This window comes from Halorussus salinus (assembly GCF_004765815.2).
Taxonomy (GTDB): Archaea; Halobacteriota; Halobacteria; order Halobacteriales; family Haladaptataceae; genus Halorussus; species Halorussus salinus.
The window spans coordinates 568,150-584,534 of record NZ_SBIS02000007.1 but is presented as its reverse complement, the minus strand read 5'-3'; the positions used below and the strand labels follow the sequence as shown (position 1 = coordinate 584,534).

At 64.4% G+C, this 16,385-nt stretch carries 19 protein-coding genes; 8 read left to right on the top strand and 11 right to left on the bottom strand.

All coding sequences use genetic code 11. The features are described 5' to 3' along the window. Positions 1-6 precede the first annotated feature (6 nt). Positions 7-1,080, bottom strand: a complete 1,074-nt coding sequence (locus EPL00_RS16530) for an ABC transporter ATP-binding protein (RefSeq protein WP_135853340.1) — start codon at positions 1,078-1,080, stop codon at positions 7-9. A gap of 178 nt (positions 1,081-1,258) precedes the next feature. Here EPL00_RS16530 and EPL00_RS16525 point away from each other — a divergent pair, with 178 nt between their 5' ends. The 3 genes from EPL00_RS16525 to EPL00_RS16515 are packed head-to-tail and all read left to right on the top strand — an operon-like array spanning position 1,259 to position 4,230. After that, positions 1,259-2,401, top strand: coding sequence for an ABC transporter substrate-binding protein (locus EPL00_RS16525; protein ID WP_135853341.1), 1,143 nt, complete (start codon positions 1,259-1,261; stop codon positions 2,399-2,401). Positions 2,402-2,411: 10 nt separating this feature from the next. Then, positions 2,412-3,344 carry an ABC transporter permease gene (locus EPL00_RS16520; RefSeq protein ID WP_135853342.1) on the top strand — a complete coding sequence of 311 codons (933 nt, stop codon included), beginning with the start codon at positions 2,412-2,414 and terminating at the stop codon, positions 3,342-3,344. Position 3,345: 1 nt separating this feature from the next. Then, positions 3,346-4,230, top strand: coding sequence for an ABC transporter permease (locus EPL00_RS16515; RefSeq protein WP_135853343.1), 885 nt, complete (start codon positions 3,346-3,348; stop codon positions 4,228-4,230). A gap of 231 nt (positions 4,231-4,461) precedes the next feature. On the opposite strand, the gene EPL00_RS16510 is transcribed toward EPL00_RS16515, so the two are convergent. The 7 genes from EPL00_RS16510 to EPL00_RS16480 all read right to left on the bottom strand — a co-directional run bounded on the left by EPL00_RS16510 (position 4,462) and on the right by EPL00_RS16480 (position 10,191). Beyond that, positions 4,462-5,457, bottom strand: a complete 996-nt coding sequence (locus tag EPL00_RS16510; RefSeq protein WP_135853344.1) for an A24 family peptidase — start codon at positions 5,455-5,457, stop codon at positions 4,462-4,464. A gap of 306 nt (positions 5,458-5,763) precedes the next feature. Beyond that, positions 5,764-6,030, bottom strand: coding sequence for a hypothetical protein (locus EPL00_RS16505; RefSeq protein WP_135853345.1), 267 nt, complete (start codon positions 6,028-6,030; stop codon positions 5,764-5,766). A gap of 104 nt (positions 6,031-6,134) precedes the next feature. Next, positions 6,135-6,524, bottom strand: a complete 390-nt coding sequence (gene fer, locus EPL00_RS16500) for a ferredoxin Fer (RefSeq protein WP_135823514.1) — start codon at positions 6,522-6,524, stop codon at positions 6,135-6,137. Positions 6,525-6,587: 63 nt separating this feature from the next. Next, on the bottom strand, positions 6,588-7,793 hold the full coding sequence (locus EPL00_RS16495) for an inorganic phosphate transporter (protein WP_135853346.1): 1,206 nt from the start codon (positions 7,791-7,793) through the stop codon (positions 6,588-6,590). A gap of 89 nt (positions 7,794-7,882) precedes the next feature. Further along, positions 7,883-9,145 (bottom strand): inorganic phosphate transporter, encoded by a 1,263-nt coding sequence (locus EPL00_RS16490; protein WP_135853347.1) that lies wholly within the window; start codon positions 9,143-9,145, stop codon positions 7,883-7,885. A 39-nt stretch (positions 9,146-9,184) separates the two neighbouring features. Continuing rightward, positions 9,185-9,562, bottom strand: coding sequence for an HVO_A0114 family putative DNA-binding protein (locus EPL00_RS16485; RefSeq protein WP_202932670.1), 378 nt, complete (start codon positions 9,560-9,562; stop codon positions 9,185-9,187). An 89-nt stretch (positions 9,563-9,651) separates the two neighbouring features. Continuing rightward, a complete protein-coding gene (locus tag EPL00_RS16480) occupies positions 9,652-10,191 on the bottom strand; it encodes a hypothetical protein (RefSeq protein WP_135853348.1) in 540 nt (179 codons plus the stop codon). Between EPL00_RS16480 and serA the strand changes: the two genes are divergently transcribed. The 4 genes from serA to EPL00_RS16460 all read left to right on the top strand — a co-directional run bounded on the left by serA (position 10,190) and on the right by EPL00_RS16460 (position 13,612). Further along, positions 10,190-11,776 carry a phosphoglycerate dehydrogenase gene (gene serA, locus EPL00_RS16475; RefSeq protein WP_135853349.1) on the top strand — a complete coding sequence of 529 codons (1,587 nt, stop codon included), beginning with the start codon at positions 10,190-10,192 and terminating at the stop codon, positions 11,774-11,776. The two genes, EPL00_RS16480 and serA, sit on opposite strands and share 2 nt — an antisense overlap. A 465-nt stretch (positions 11,777-12,241) precedes the next feature. After that, positions 12,242-12,400, top strand: a complete 159-nt coding sequence (locus EPL00_RS16470; RefSeq protein ID WP_162224247.1) for a hypothetical protein — start codon at positions 12,242-12,244, stop codon at positions 12,398-12,400. Between the two features lie 144 nt (positions 12,401-12,544). Next, complete coding sequence (locus EPL00_RS16465) at positions 12,545-13,369, top strand: M48 family metallopeptidase (protein ID WP_135853350.1); 825 nt, start codon at positions 12,545-12,547, stop codon at positions 13,367-13,369. 15 nt (positions 13,370-13,384) lie between these two features. Further along, positions 13,385-13,612: a hypothetical protein gene (locus tag EPL00_RS16460; RefSeq protein ID WP_135853351.1), complete on the top strand. Its 228-nt coding sequence runs from the start codon at positions 13,385-13,387 to the stop codon at positions 13,610-13,612. Between the two features lie 30 nt (positions 13,613-13,642). Here the strand turns inward: EPL00_RS16460 and EPL00_RS24185 are convergent, their stop codons facing one another. Together EPL00_RS24185 and EPL00_RS16450 are read right to left on the bottom strand one after the other, a co-directional pair. After that, complete coding sequence (locus EPL00_RS24185) at positions 13,643-13,954, bottom strand: type II toxin-antitoxin system PemK/MazF family toxin (protein WP_135853839.1); 312 nt, start codon at positions 13,952-13,954, stop codon at positions 13,643-13,645. Between the two features lie 49 nt (positions 13,955-14,003). Continuing rightward, on the bottom strand, positions 14,004-14,360 hold the full coding sequence (locus EPL00_RS16450; protein WP_135853352.1) for a MarR family transcriptional regulator: 357 nt from the start codon (positions 14,358-14,360) through the stop codon (positions 14,004-14,006). A 175-nt stretch (positions 14,361-14,535) separates the two neighbouring features. On the opposite strand from EPL00_RS16450, the gene EPL00_RS16445 reads away from it, so the two are divergent. Further along, a complete protein-coding gene (locus EPL00_RS16445) occupies positions 14,536-15,798 on the top strand; it encodes an MFS transporter (RefSeq protein ID WP_238398223.1) in 1,263 nt (420 codons plus the stop codon). 32 nt (positions 15,799-15,830) lie between these two features. On the opposite strand, the gene EPL00_RS16440 is transcribed toward EPL00_RS16445, so the two are convergent. After that, positions 15,831-16,277, bottom strand: coding sequence for a hypothetical protein (locus EPL00_RS16440; protein WP_135853353.1), 447 nt, complete (start codon positions 16,275-16,277; stop codon positions 15,831-15,833). Positions 16,278-16,385: the final 108 nt, after the last annotated feature.

The following is a 16,385-nucleotide window of genomic DNA, read 5'->3' as shown; positions in this document are numbered from 1 at the left end:
TCGCCGCTACGCCTCGAAGACGACCGGTGCGTCCTCCTCGACGGCGAACGACGCGCGCTCACCGCGCGAGACGGGCGTGTCCCGGCCCTGCATGACCACCTGCACCTCAGAGAGGTCCTCCGCGCCGGTGTCCACGATGTAGTTGGTCTGGTCGCCTTGGAAGTACCGCTCGACGATTTCGCCCTCGAAGGTAGCGCCGCCGTTTTCCACGAGCGAGAAGTCCTCCGGCCGGATGGAGACCGTCACGTCCCCCTCGCGCACCTCCTTCGAGGAGGTGAACGAGAACCCGTCGCCGTTACCGACTTCGACGGCCGTGCGGCCGTCCTCGGTGCGCGCGCGACCGTCGAAGAGGTTGGTGTCGCCGATGAAGTCCGCGACGAACGGACTCGCCGGATTCCGGTAGATCTCCTCGGGCGGGCCGACCTGCTCGATTTGGCCCTCGTTCATCACCGCGAGGCGGTCGCTGAGGGTCATCGCGACCTCTTGGTCGTGGGTGACGTAGAAGAACGCGCCCTGCGTTTTCTCGTGAATCTTGCGTAACTCGACCTGCATCTGCTTGCGGAGTTTGCGGTCGAGCGAGGCCAGTGGCTCGTCGAACAGCAGGACGCTCGGTTCGTTGACGAGCGCGCGGGCCAGCGCGACGCGCTGTTGCTGGCCCCCCGAGAGGTCGCCCGGATTGCGCTCCTCGTAGCCGTCGAGGTCCACGAGTTCGAGGTACTCCTCGACGTACTCCTCGCGCTCGCCGGTATCGACGCCGGACTTTTCGAGTCCGTACGCGACGTTCTCGCCAACGCTCATGTGGGGAAACAGCGAGTGATGCTGGAAGACGAGGTTGCTGTCGCGGGCGTCCGGCGGCACGCCCTGCATGTCGTGTCCGTCGAGGACGACCCGTCCCTCCGTGGGGGTCTCGAACCCGCTTATCATCCGGAGAGTAGTCGTCTTCCCGCACCCGGACGGCCCGACCAGCGAGAAGAACTCGCCGCGCCTCACCGTCAGATCCACCGACTCGACCGCGGTCACGTCGCCGAACTCCTTGCGCACCCCGTCCAATCGTATCAGCGACTCGTTACCGGTTGCCATACCAGTGGCTTGCAAACTGCTCCACATAAACAGTTTCGGTCAAGACAGTAATCCAGTAATTTGTCCAATATATTAATACTAAATTTTACTTACGAACCCTAATTCTGTGCGAAATACCGAATACCCCTATAGATTTTCGACGTAAGAATTAAGTCGTAGCTCTATGTGGTGATATGACATGCCAAGTAGCCGAACCGAGCAGGCCGAGAAATCGGAGACGACGAACGAGCATCGCAACGACCGCCGGACGTTCCTCAAGGCGACCGGTGCGGCGGGTACCGTCGGACTGACCGCTGGCTGTATCGGAAGCTTCGGCGGCGGGAGCGGCACCCCGACCATCAACATCCTGACGTGGGAGGAGTACGCCGACCTCAAGTCGGACATCGAGAGCCGACTCGACGTGAACGTGAAGTTCACCAAGTCCACGTCCTCCTCGAAGATGTTCTCGTCGTGGAACTCGGGCCAGAACGAACAGTACGACATCGCGGTGCCGAACAACAACTACGTCCCGAAGATGATGGAGGCGGGACTGGTCGATTCGGTTCCGAAGGACGTGGTGTCGAACTACAGTTCCACCTACGACGTGTTCAAAGGGTTCGCCGACAACCAGTTCACCAGCGGCGGAGAGATGTACGGCGTCCCGATTCGGTTCGGCTGGTACGGCTACTCGTACGACTCCCGGAAGGTCGACGACCACGAACCCACCTACGCGAAGTTGTTCGACGACGAGTACAGCGGGCAGATCATCATGTACGACAACCACTTCAAGGCGATGAGCGCGGCGGCGCTCTATCTGGGCTACCGGGACGCCTTCGAGGGCGGGAAGGTCACCCTCTCCGAGAAGCAAATCGAGGAGGTCAAGCAGACGATGATCGACCAGAAGCCGATGTTGCAGGGGTACATCGCGGCGGACCCGACCTACATCAAGTCGCTCCGGCAGGGCAACTTCGTCATCGGCCAGTCCGGACGGAACGAGATCGTCGAGATGTGGACCAACGGCGACGACTGGCCCGAGATGGCCGCCCCGAAGGAAGGGTCGCTGGCGTGGTTCGAGTCCGCGGTGGTCTCGAAGGCCTCCAGCAACAAGGAGAAGGCGTGGCAGGTCGTCAACGAGTTCATCGCCCCGAAACTCGGCGCGAAGTTGGCGAAGGTCGGCTACTCGCCGAGCGTCAACCCGAAGACCCAAGACCACCTCTCGGACGAGCAAAACGAGATGTTCGGCTCCATCGACCCCTCCCGGCTCGAAAACATGATTCCGTTCAAGGCGGTCGAGAAGGAGGACGCGTGGATCAAGGCGTGGGAAGAGATAAAGACGGCCTGATCGCCACGCTATGTCTGTCGATACACCCAGTCGGTCGGAATCGCTCCGAGAGCGGCTGGTCGGGCGGTTCGTCTCCCGGCAGAGCCAGCTCGCGCTCACCACGACGCCCGGCCTGATATGGCTCCTCTTGCTGTTGCTCGCACCGCTGACGTTCATGGTCACGGTCAGCTTCCTGAACGTCAACGACGCCTACCAGATCGTCTGGCAACCGACGATGGAGAACTACGGCCAGTTGCTGGCTGGCGACGGTCCGTTCTGGAAGACCGCGTTCTTCGACTCGCTGTTGCTGTCGTACTTCATCGCGGCGGTGACGACGGTGCTGTGCCTGACGCTGGCGTTTCCGCTCGCGTACCTGCTGGCGCGGCGCGGCGGCACCACGTTCAAGGTCGTCATCTTCCTCGTGTTGTTGCCGTTCTTCACGATGTACCTCGTGCGGGCGTACTCGTGGTATCTGATGTTCGGCCCGAGCGGGGTCATCAACAGCGCGCTCGTGAAGATCGGCATCGTCAGCGGGCCGGTCGGGCTGTTCAACTACGGCGTCCCGGCTATCATCGTGGGGCTGACTCACGCGTACTTCCCGTACATGCTGTTGTCGCTGTACGCCAGCCTCGACGGGTTGGACTTCTCGCTGGTCGAGGCGGCCCGCGACCTCGGTGCGAGTCGCTCCGAGTCGCTCCGCGACATCATCGTTCCGCTCGTGCTTCCGGGCATGATAAGCGGGAGTCTGTTCGTGTTCGTGCCCGCGTTGGGGGCGTTCATCACGCCGCGGTTCCTCGGGCAGGGGAAAGTGCTGATGATAGGCCAACTCATCGAGGAGCGAATCAACTCGCTGTACGCCATCGGGTACGGGAGCGCCGCGTCGATGTTCATCGTGATGAGCATCGTAATCGCGTTCGCGGTCGCGTTCCGCTACGTCAGCATCGAGGACTTGGGAGGTGCCTGAGATGGCGACCGAGACCGGTACCTCGACCGACGACCCGACGGAGACGACGGGGCGGTCGCTCCGACTCGACTACGACGCCAAGGAGTGGCTCCTGAGTCGCGGCCTGTGGACCGTCGCGGGCGCGCTGTTGGTGTTCCTCTGGATTCCGCTCCTCGTCATGATGTTCCTCTCGTTCGCGGTCAACGCCAGCACGTTCTTCCCGTTCCGGGGGTTCACGCTGGCCCACTACGCCGCGACGTTCGCCGACGAGGCGCTCATGTCCTCGCTGTTCAACAGTATTCAAATCGCGACGCTGTCGGCGTCCATCGCCACGGTGCTGGGCGTGTTGGCGAGTTTCGCGCTCGCTCGGTACGACTTCCCGTTCAAGGAACTCTACCGGACGTTCGGCATCCTGCCGATGGTGATTCCGGGAGTCGTGTTGGGCATCGCGCTGCTCATCTACTTCCGGACGCTACTGGGCATCACGCCCGGTTTCCTGACAGTCGTGCTGACCCACAGCGTCTACGGCTTCCCGTTCGTGCTGTTGATGGTCACCGCGAGACTCTACACGTTCGACGAGTCGCTGGAGGAGGCCGCCCGCGACCTCGGGGCCGACCCGCTCACCACCTTCTGGGACATCACGCTCCCCATCGTGGCCCCGGCCATCGGCGCGGGGTTCCTGTTCGCGTGGATTCGGTCGTTCGAGGACTTCATCCGCGCGTACTTCGTGAAGGGGACGATGGACGTGCTGACGACCTCGATGTACTCGATGATAAAGTACGGGACGGCACCGAAGATGAACGCCATCTCGTCGTTCATCGTCTTCGTCATCGCAATCGTGCTGGCGGTGGCGATGAACGTCGGTAACGTCACCGGCTACGTCGCCGGAACGCAGGGCGACGAGTAACCTCCTCGCCCGTCTTTCGCTCGCGGACGCCGACTCGACGGTTCTTCGAGACCCGAAACGATGCTATAGTCACTCGAAACGAATACGTACCGTTCTTTCGGACTCTCACGTCGTTTCGAAGGTGGCGTTTCCTAGCGACCGGACGGTACTCCTCGAATCGGACCTCGCTCTCGACGCCCAGCGTACTCCCCGGTCGCGGCCGAACTTCGACTCCGAACCCGAACGAGGACGCTACGCCAGTCCGACCGCCGACAGCGCCCCGAACAGCAGGTCGCCGTAGGTCATCGCCACCACGGTTCCGACGAATAGCGGGACGACGAACGGAATGCCCGGCGAGACCCACACCTCGTCTTCGGCGGTCAGCACGTCGAGACCGTCGCGCAGGCCCGCTGGCGTCGTGCCGTACGCGCCGTGGTCGATGTCGTCCAAGAACGCGGCCGCGCCCCACGGGTCGTCGTCGGGCGCGTCCGCCTCTGGAACTGCCTCCGCGACCGCACCGCCGTCGGTTTGAGCGACGACGGTCGAGCCGTCGCCCGGCTGATTCGGTTCGGCGGGCAAGGTCGCGGGGTCCCGGAAGTGGTCGGCGCGCTCACGCAACTCCGCCAGCGTCAGGCCGCGCCAGCGGAGGTACATCCGCACCGCGTCCAAGTCCGCGCCGTTGCGAGTCACGCCCTCGGGCGTCTCCAGCAGGCGGCCGTGTTCGTCGGGCACCGCATCCCACGACACCGGCTTGCCGACGACCATCACCGAGGAGAACCGCCCCGCGACCGCGTTCCGAGCGAAGACCGCGAGGGGGTAGAGTGCGCCGAGCAGGACGGTGTTCGTCAGAATCGTCAGCGAGAACACGCCGACGGTCGTCTGCTGGTGGGGAAGGACCCACCCGAACGCCTCGTAGGTCGGGAACGTCGGGAACAGCGCGGCGACGACGAGGAAGGCCTTCGCGTCCGCGCCGCCGAACGCTCGGAACCACCAGAAGGCAATCACGAGGGGCGCGACGAAGCCGAGGCTGATGGCGGCCCGAAGCGCGAACGCGCGGGTCTCGTAGGCGGTGCCGGTCCACGCCTGCCAGCCCTCCACTGCCAGCAGGACGACCGCGAGCGCGGCGAGGGGGTACCACGTTCGGTTGGGAATCCGGCGGGTCTTCACGTCTCGCCACGCCGCCCACCCGAAGACGGGGACGACGACGAGTCGCAGCAGGTCGGGTATCGAAGCGTCGAGTACTGGCACGGCGAGTAGTTCTCCGTGAGCGAGGTTTGTTTCGTCATCGTATATAAATGTAGGAGGGGTAGAGCGCGGGGGATACCGTTTTCAAACGACCTATTTTATAACGTCGGGAGTAGAAACGTTCCGATAGGAATGGCCGCTACAGAACAACCCGCGCCTGACACGGAAGACGCTCACGTGCAATCGAACGGCGTCACCGAGTGGAAGGCACCTTCGCTCTACCGGTTCGTAAAGCGGCTACTCGACTGATTCGTTCTTCACTTCGACCGTCGCTCGAAGCATCCAGCCCGTTGATTTCGTTTCTTTCAGTCATTCGTTATCGTCGATTCCGTGAATCTCCTCGACCCGCCACGACCCACCTGCTCCTCGGCTTTCCACCAACGTCGCGTCCACGGTCCCCGACGAGTCCGCCAGTCGCCCGAACGCGGCCGCGTTCTCCTCGGGAAGTGGGACCGAGACGTACTGGTCGTCGGAACTTCGGAGGACGACCTCGCGTTCGACCGTATCGACGTTCCAGACGCGAAAACTGTCTCGCATCCGACGAGCCGAACCGTCGGGGTCGGAGTCGGCGGTCATCGGCTACAGTGAGGTCAGCGACGCGGGTAAAAGTGCCGTCCGTAGAGCTACCGCTACGTGGCGTCGGGACGCGAAAAAATCGAACCCGGAAAATCCGGAACGGTCTATATGACGCGGTTCTGGAGGTAGTCGAGGTGCTTGGCGTTGTAGACGATCTTGACCTCGTCGGTAGCCGCGCTACCGATGCAGGTCAGACGGACGTTCTTGTCTTCGACCTCCTCGTCGGAGAGAATCTGCTGCATGTCCATGTCGATTTCGCCCTCTTTGACGATGGCGGCGCAGTTCGCACAGGCACCGGCGCGGCACGAGAAGGGCCAGTCGTAGCCCTGCGCCTCGGCGGCTTCGAGGATGTACTCCCCTTCGGCCACGTCGAGGCTGCCGTAGTCCTCGTCGCCGAGGTCCGCGTCGGCGGCCTGCTCGAAGAGGTCGTCGTCGTCCATGTCCCAGCCCTGGTCGTCCAGCACTTCGTAGTTGAGGTATTCTACGGTTGGCATCAAGACGAAGGTTCGGCCGCGACATGGTTAGTAGTTATTGTTTTCCCCCGAGGAGCCCCGACGTTAGCGATAAATCGGGAAGAACTCGAACAGGAGGAACGACGCCACCGCCGAGATGCTCGGCGTCAGAATCCAGAGCATGATGACGCGGCCGGTCGAGGCCGGGTCGAACAGGTCCTTGGTCTGGAGTTCGTCGGGGTCCTCCTCGCCGATCTTCTGCACTTCGTCCTCGGGTTCGGCGGTCAGCGCGTCCACCGACATCTTCGACTCGCCCTCGCCCGACTCGGCGCGCTCCTCGCCGTCTCCTTTGACCGCCGCGGCCGCGGCGTCCCGAACTCTGACGGCGCGGGTCGCCCGGCCCCACCCGAGACCGATGATGCACATCGTCGCGCTCACGGCGAGGCTCGCCGGAATGCCGAGATACGAGAGGAACGTGATGAGCGACGCCGAGACGACTTCGACGATGAGCGCGGCCAGCAGGGGTAGGTCGGTGAGGTCGTTGCCCACGGTATCGAGAGTCCGGCGCGCGATGGTGAACGCGCCGAGTGCGATGGCACCCGCCGCGAGCAGGATGCCTTGATTGATTTGCAACTCGCCGCTCCCCACGAGAGGAGCGACCGCGTTCGCCACGTTGCTCGCGCCCGCGGAGAAGGCCATGTAACAGCCGATGACGACCACGAGGACGCTGCTGACCAACTCGCGGCGATTCGTCGTCGCGCTCGGAACAGGGTAGGGGACCGACCCGACGCGGTTGTACTCCAAGAGCGGGCCGTCCGACCGGTCGATGCGGAACCACACGTCGAGATACGGGTAGAGATACCGTCCGATGACCGCGCAGACCCAGAACGCGACGATGGGGGCGACGAGCCACCACGAGACGATTTGGCCCATCACGCCCCAGTCGATGTCCCCGGCCGCGACGCCCAGTCCGGCGATGGCACCCACGGCGGTCATCGAGGTGGAGGCGGGGACGCCGAACAGGTTCGAGACCAGCAACGCCAGTCCGACGAAGAACAGGACGCCCACGCTCGCGGGAAGCGTGAACAGCGCCGAGGGGACGATTTGGCCGCCCATCGTCTCGACGACGTTCCGGCCGACGGTCCACCCGCCGAGCAGTGCGAAACTCGCCATCAACGCGGCGGCACCGAGTTTCGACAGGACGCCGCTCCCGACCGCGGGACCGAACGCGACGCCGGTAGACGAGCCACCGATGTTGAAGCCGACGAAGACCGCGACCGCGAGACCGACGAGGAGAAGTACGCTAATCACATCTATACGAAGACGCGTCGGCCGTTAAATCGTACCGATTTTCGACCCCCCGGAGCGACGGGTCCCTCCTCGGCGGCGAGCGCGGCGGGTCACAGAATCGGCACGTACCGGAAGACGACGTACGCGACGACCGTCGCGATTCCCGGCACGAGATTCTGCAAGAGGACGACTCTCGCGGTCGTCGCTGGCTGGTAGAGTTCGGCCGCGGAGGGGTCGCCGTCGGCGGCCGCGCCCGCGTCGGGGTCGAGGTCTGCGTCCCCGGTTTCGCGGTCTTCGTCCGTCGTCTCGCGGGTGGGACCGGCTTTTCCGCCGGGGAGCGTCGCGCCCTCGCCGGGCAGACCGGCGCTCTCGCCGGGCATGCTGGCGCTCTCGCCGGGGACGCCGACGCTCGCGCCGGGGACCTCCGGGGCGTCGGGAACCGGGTCGGCGACCGTGGCGCGACCCCACCCGAGACCGACGACGCTCATCGTGGCGATGACGACGAAACTCGCGGGGATGGAGAGCGCCGACAGCACCGTCACGATGGAGGAACTCACGACCGCGACGACCACCGCCGCGACCAGCGGGAGGTCGGTGAGGTCGTTGCCCACCGTGTCGAGGGTCCGGCGCGCGATGGTGAGCGCGCCGATTGCGGTCGCCCCGGCCGCCAGCAGGACGCCCTGCGTCATCGTAATCGCGCCGTTGCCGACCAGCGGCGCGACCGCGTTGGCCACGTTGCTCGTGCCCGCCGAGAACGCCATGTAACAGCCGATGCCGACGACCAGAAGCGTGCCGCCGAACTCGCGGCGCGTGGTCCCCGGCCCGAGTTCCGGTTCGGGAAGCCCGCCCGACCGGTCGAGCGTCACCAGCGGTCCCTCGCTCTGGTCGATGTCGATGTAGTCGTCCAAGTCGTCGTACCAGTACCGGCCGACCATCGCGCTGACCCAGAAGCCGACGATGGGCGCGACGAGCCACCAGCCGACGATTTCGAGGACCGCGTTCGTCTTCAGTTGGCCGATGGCGAGACCTAACCCGACGATGGCCCCGACCGCGGTCATCGACGTGGAGGCCGGGACGCCGAGGACGTTCCCGGCGAACAGTGCCAGTCCGATGAACAGTAGGACGACGACCGCCACGCGCATCGTGAAGGGGTCCCCGGACACGAGGTCCTTGCCGAGCGTGTCCACGACCCGGCGGCCGAGCGTCCACCCGCCCAACAGAAAGAAGAAGCTCATCAACACGCCCGCACCGAGTTTCGAGACGGTTCCGCTCCCGACCGCCGGGCCGAACGCGACGCCCGTGTTCGACCCGCCGATGTTGAAGCCGACGAAGATGGCGACCGCCACGCCGAGATAGAGGAGGAGACTGGTCACGTAACGTATATCGGGTGAGAGGGGGTTAAATGGTGTCGGTCAGTACAGCGGTTCGACCACGACGAACTCGTGGACGAGTTCGGGCACCTTCGACCGGCCCTCCCTCGTCACGTTCACGATACCGTAGTCCGCGAGCAGTGTCAGGTCGCGCGAGACGTTTCCGGTATCTCTGTCGAGCGCGTCGGCGAGTTCGCTCACCGACGCCACGTCGTGGTCTCGGAGGTAGTCGAGTATCTCCTCGCGGTGGTCGTCCAGCACTTCGCGGGCGTCCTCGCGGGCGAGGACGTACACGTCTTCGTGGCCCGCGCTCGTCAGCGCGTCTGCCAGCATCTCGCGTCGTTCGACTTCGCGTGGTACGTCCTCCTCGGTCGGGCGTCTCGGTGCGGATTCTTCCGGTGACTTTCTGGTCTCGGACATCGTATTCCCCTAACCTTTGTTAGAATCTACAAACATAAATGGATTCGGGAAACGTTCAGAGAGAAGTCTGTCGGCTGAAATGGAACGAATTAAGTGACTATATCGACTAAGCGCAGTTGCGGCAGTGACGATTCGCGTGCTGGTGAGTTCAGATGCAGAGGGTCCAAACTCTCGTCGTCGGCCACGTTCGCGTTTCTGACGCTGAGCGCCCTGTCAAACGACTCGTCTTTACTGAACCGGGACCACGAGATGTACCAAAGTTCGACCGACACGAGGATGCCGAGACGTGGGTCGTCGTCCTTCAAGTCCCCGGAAACCGACCCGACGAAGAGAACGCCGAAATTGCGACGATAGACAACACCGAGGGCGGCGAGGGTCACATCGACTATCAGTTCTTGCCGGACGATTCGATTCCTCGTGGCAACAAACTCGTCTGGTTCGACGGGACGCTCAGCCTCCGTGAGGCGGAGATAATCGCCGGGCGAAACGCCGAACACTGGGCGAAGATATACCGAAGCAACCACGCTCTGCCGGACAGGAAGTAGTTCGTCGAACCTCCGAAGCCGACTTCTGGCAAAAGACACGGGCGAGGAAAGGGTTATCCCGGCGGCACGAGTGGGGACATTCATGAAGGTCCTCGTAACGGACCCCATCGCCGACGCAGGCTTAGAGCGGCTTCGAGACGCGGGTCACGAAGTCGAAACTGCCTACGACGTGGAAGGGGACGCGCTTCTGTCTGCTGTCTCGGACGCCAACGGTCTCATCGTTCGGTCGGGAACCGAGGTGACCGAGGAGGTCTTCGAGGCCGCGTCCGACCTCGTCATCGTCGGCCGTGCGGGTATCGGCGTAGACAACATCGACATCGAATCGGCGACCGAACACGGCGTCATCGTCGCCAACGCGCCGGAGGGCAACGTCCGGGCCGCCGCGGAACACACCGTCGCCATGGCGTTCGCCAGCGCGCGCTCGATTCCGCAGGCCCACGCCCGACTCAAGGACGGCGAGTGGGCCAAGGGCGACTACCTCGGCACCGAACTCAACGGCAAGACCCTCGGTATCGTCGGACTGGGCCGGGTCGGCCAAGAGGTCGCCAAGAAGCTCCACTCGCTCGGGATGGACCTCGTGGCCTACGACCCCTACATCAGCGAGGACCGCGCCAAGCAACTCGGCGCGGAGCTGGTGGACTTAGACGAGTGTCTCGAACGCGGGGACTTCCTGACGGTCCACACGCCCCTGACCCCCGAGACCGAGAACCTCATCGCCGAGGAGGAACTCGCCCAACTCGAAGGCGGCTACCTCGTCAACTGCGCCCGCGGCGGCGTCGTGGACGAGGAGGCCCTCGCCGAAGCGGTCGAGGAGGGCGTCCTATCGGGTGCCGCGGTGGACGTGTTCGCCGACGAACCCGTCTCGCCGGACAACCCCCTGCTCGACGTGGAGGACGCCATCGTCACGCCCCACCTCGGTGCGAGTACCGAAGCCGCCCAAGAGAACGTCGCCACCAGCACGGCCGACCAAGTGGTCGCGGCCTTCGCCGAGGAGCCGGTCGTCAACGCCCTGAACGCGCCGTCCATCGACGAGAGCGCGTTCCCGCGCGTCGAGCCGTACATCGGTCTCGCCGAGACCGCGGGCAAGATAGCGACCCAACTGCTGGACGAACGCATCTCCTCTATCGAGGTCCACTACGAGGGCGACATCGCCGAGGAGGACGTGGAACTCGTCACCGCCAGCGCCCAGAAGGGCGTGTTCCAACCGCTCGAATGGCAGGTCAACGCGGTCAACGCGCCCCAAATCGCCGAGGAGCGCGGCGTCGAAGTCACCGAGTCCAAGACCCGCCAGACCGACGACTTCCAGAGCCTCGTTCGCGTCACGGTCTCGGGCGACGACGAGTCCATCAGCGTCGAGGGGACCCTGTTCGCCGACGAGGACCCGCGCATCGTCCGCGTGGACGACTACCGCATCGACGCCATCCCGCACGGCCACATGCTGGTCGCCCGTAACGAGGACGTGCCCGGCGTCATCGGGTTCATCGGAACCGTCTTGGGCGACCACGAGGTCAACATCGCAGGGATGTTCAACGCCCGCGAGGCCCACGGCGACGAGGCGCTGACCGTCTACACGCTCGACGCGCAGGTCCCCGACGAGGCGAAGGAGGCGCTGGAGGCCGACGAGCGCATCATCGAAGCGCGGTATATCGAACTGAACGGCGCGGAGTAGGGGGAAGCCGTCTTCTATTTCCGCAGACTTATTCTCGGTACTCCATCGTCCGCTCCAAGGGCTACTATCTAAGTTTTCTAAAGAGAGAAATCAAGAGCGGTGTTGCAGCACCGCGCGCAACCGTGGTCTGGAAAACGCTCCTAGCTCGCTGACTGGGAGTCCAGCCTTCACTCGTAATTCGTTCAGGAGAAGTTATAACGTGTTCGAATACACCCTCTCGTTTGGGAAACGTTTTTGTCGAACGCCAAAGTAGTGATAGGTGGCCAAGGTTCGGTCATCGTATGCCACCGCATGCGGTGACCCGCGGATATTTTCGACGGAGATACTGCCGTTGAGAGCGACGAGTGTCGTTTGCAGTAGCGGGTAGAGAGTAACGGTAGTCCCACCACTCCACACCAGAATATAAACTCTTTTAGTTATTTAGTCGAAATTGACTCTTACCACTGTCTAAAGCAGTGGTATGCGATGACCGAACCTTGGCCGGTTGTCATCGTCGGTGCTATCGTCAACCTCCAGCGAGCGACGGTCGTCGTCGAACTGGCGACCGCACTCGTTGGATTGGTGACGGCCCTCGTTGGGCTGTATCACACCTACCGACGGTTGACCCACACGGAGTCACAGTAGGGTAACCCTGCTCCCTGACTCCTCGGGGGAACCGACGGCCGGACCGAAGACTGGTCGAAGCCGTCTTCTTTCCCGCGGTTCAATATAGTTTATATATTCGGGTATCCATCGCTTATTAGTGTCTTCTCCGTCCACGATTCGCACATGAGACATCTCGGACTGAAAGCGCGCATGGCGGTCGTCGGGTCGCTGTTGTTCGCGTTCTACGCGCTCGCGTCGGTCGTCGCGATGGGGGCGTTCGGCGTCCCGATTTGGCTCGTCGCGCTCGGGAGCCTCGCCTTCGTCGGCGTCCAGTACAAAATCGGCAAGTGGGCCGCGCTCCGGAGCGTCGGCGCTGAAGACATGCCCGAAGACCGGTTCCCCACCATCCACCGCCGCGTCGAGTCGCTGTCGAAGGACATGGGTATCGACAAGCCCCGACTGATGGTCGCCCGGATGGGCGTGCCCAACGCCTTCGCGGTCGGGCGAAAGGGCGCGGGCACCGTCGTCGTCTCCGAGGAGTTGCTCCAGATGCTCGACGACGACGAGATAGAGGGCGTCCTCGCCCACGAACTCGCCCACATCCGGAATCGCGACGTGGTGATGATGGTCCTCGGGCAGGGCGTCGCCTCCATCGTCGCCATCGTCGCGCAGTGGGCCGTCCTGCTGACCGGCGACAACGACCTCGCGGACTTCTTCCTCGCGATGGTCGTCGGCCAGATCACCCAGATGCTCGTGATGGTGTTCGTCTTCGCCATCTCGCGCTACCGGGAGTACGTCGCGGACCGCGACGCCGCCGCCGAAATCGGCAGTGGCGAACCGCTCGCTCGCGCCCTCGAAAAGATTAGCTCGGGGAGCGAGCGCGCCCGCGAGTCCGAAATCGACTCGGAGGTCAGCGCCCTGTGCATCTTCGGCGAGGGGTCCGGCCTCGCGCGACTGTTCGCCAGTCACCCGCCGGTCGAGAAGCGAATCGAGCGCCTGCGGAGCTAACCCCGGAGCCCGGAGATGGATTTCCGAACCCTCCTCGCGGCGGTTCTGGGCGTCGGCCTCGGACTGTTCTTCCTCGCGGCCCCGGAGACGGTCGTCCGGATGCACGCCGCAGGTCGGCGGCCGCCCGGCCGGGGCGGCGAGTACGGCGACGACGCGGTCGCGGGGAAGTGGCGGCGACTGGTGCAGGTGGTCGGCGTCGCGCTCGTCGCGGTCGGACTGTACTTCGGGACGGGGGCGTTCTGACAGACAGACGCCCGCGCGAGGAGTCCGGTCTTATCCCTCTGCTTGCAGTCCGAAGTTTCGGGCCGCGGCTCTCGCAATTCTGTCCGTCGCGTCTTCCGTGAGACTTCCTTGCGGAGCGACGATGCGTGAGTGCTTGACGGTAAACGCGAACCACGGCGATGCGTGGGACTGTTCGTCCATCTCTCCGAAGAGCCAGTCCGAGGAGTCGAGCGGTATCGTCTCGTCTTTCGGCGATGTCGTGAGCGCGACTACGGTGTACTCCTCGCCGTGGAACGGTCTCGAATCGTCACTGACGACGACGAAGGGTCGCCTGTTGCTTCCTTGAACGGGGCTTCGTGCCAGACTACGTCTCCTCGCTGGAAGGGCGTCTCACCGACTACAGCCATCTTCGTCACTCCCTCATTTCGCGGGGGTCTACGGCGTTCTCCATCGCCGACTCGAAGTCCTCCTCGCCGTACCGCGCGTTCAGCATCTCGTAGGCGTCGTCTACGTGGAGCAATTGCGCGACCTCTTTGGGACTCACGGCGATAGCCCAGTACGGTTCCTTGTGTCGGACCAGTCCGCGCTCTTTCAGTCGCTTGAGCGTCGGGCCGACGCTCCCCCGCGCGAGGCCGAGCGCTTCGTAGATTTCCATCGGACGGTAGCCAGTTTCGGGCGACTTTGCCAAGAACCGAAGAATTTGGCCAGCGTTCGACCCGCTCTCGATGTCGGCGTTCGAAGACTCGTATTCGTCGAAGTGGACAGGCATCTCGATCGTATTTCGTATTCTATGTACTTAGCTGTATCTACCGTATCAGCTGTATCACCCGTGGTAAGCCCCCGCGAAAATACGTCCGTTACGCGTGGACAATCAATACAGCCGACGTACTCACGCCCCTGCCGCAAAGCCCGAACTCAAATACTCGCGCCTCTTTGCTCCGAGCGTGTCACGCGGTCGTGCCGACGAAACAGTCTCCGACGACTCCGCATCGAGTATCCCTGAGACCGACGCGTCCGACGAGCGACTGCTGACCGGTTACTCCGGGCGGCTCTTGCTCGCGGTCTCGCTCGGTTGGGCCGCCATCCAGACCGGGCGACTCGTCCTCTCGCCGATGCTTTCGGCCGTGATGGCCGACCTCGCCATCACCGACTTCCAGTCCGGTCTCGCGTTCACGACGCTCTGGGGGCTGTACGCGCTCTGTCAGTACCCCAGCGGTCGGCTCTCTGACGGGCTGACGCGCAAGACCTTGCTCGTCACCGGTCTCTCGCTGGTCGTCGCGGGGTTCGCGGTCCTCGCCAGCGCGCCGACCTACCCCGTGTTCCTCGTCGGTGCGGTCGTCGTCGGGACCGGCGCGGGACTCTACCCGACCCCGGCGCGGGCGCTCGTCTCGGACCTATTCGTGAAGCGGCGGGGACAGGCGTTCGGTCTCCACACCGCCTCGGGCGACGTAGGCGGCGCGGCCGCGGCGGGACTCGCGGTCGCGGCGCTCGCGCTCGCTGGCTGGCGGTCGGCGTACGCACCAATCGTCCTCGTCCTCGCGGGCGTCGCCGTCGCGCTCCACGTCTGGGGGCGCGAGGAGTACGCGTTCCCGGCGGTGGATCGCGACTCCCTCGCCGCTGGTCTCTCGGACGCCGCGGCGACAGGAAGACGGCTCCGGAAGAACCCCCGGATGCGGTGGCTCCTGCTGGCCTACGCGCTCTACGCGTTCACGTGGCAGAGCGCGGCCGGGTTCCTGCCGACGTTCCTCCGGGTGTCGAAGGGGTTCCCGCCGGGTCTCGCCAGCGGCGGATTCGCCGCGCTCTTCGTCGTCGGCGCGGCGGTCAAGCCCCTCTCGGGGTCGCTGGGCGACCGGTTCCCGCGGGCCGGGGTCGCGGCCGGAGCCTTGGTCGTCGCGGCCTGCGCGCTGGCCGGGTTGCTCGCCGCCTCCGGAACGCTCGCGGTCGGTGCCGCGGTCGTCGTCTTCGCTGGCGGACTGATGGCCTACCCGCCGGTGATGCAGGCGCTTCTGATGGATACGTTCCCGGACGGGAGCATGGGCGGGGACCTCGGCGCGACCCGGACCGTCTACCTCGGTCTCGGGAGCCTCGGGCCGAGTTACGTCGGGTTCGTCGCAGGCCGGGTCTCCTACGCCGCGGCGTTCGCCGGGTTGTTGGGGTGTCTCCTCGTCAGTGCGCTCGTCGTGGTCGGCTTGGCGCGAAACGGGTGAACCGCCGAGCGCGAACGAACGTCACCGTCGGACTACCGAAGCCAGTGCTGTAGCTTCGACAGGATTCCGGCCGCCTGTCTCCGGCCAGTCCACGCGAAGCCGTCGTCGCCCGTCTCGTCGCTCTCGGCGTCTCCGATTCGCTCGCGGTACGACTCGGTGCGCGCCTCCAGCACCTCCTCGTTTCGCTCAACCACCGCGTCGAGTTGGGACTTCTTGTCCTCCAGTCGTCGTTCGAGTCGATTCGCCTCGTCGGCCAGCCGCGCGCGCTCGGCAAGCAACTCCTCGTACTCTCGTTCGTACTCGCCGTACCGACGCTCGCTCCGTTCGTCCAGTTCCGGTCGCAGTCGCTCGTAGACGCGTCGCTCACAGACGACCACCACCAACTCCTCGTCGTCGGGCCGTTCGTCGGACCCGTCTGCTCGCTCTCCCTCGGGTAGCCTCTCGGGGTCGTGAGCGCCGTCGGGGGTGTCGATGCTCACGGAGTGATACACGGTATCGAACGTCAAAAAGGCGCGTCAGACGGACGGAAGACGGCGTCGGACGGGGGAAAGACGGCGTCAGACGCACGCACGACACCGTTTCGACTG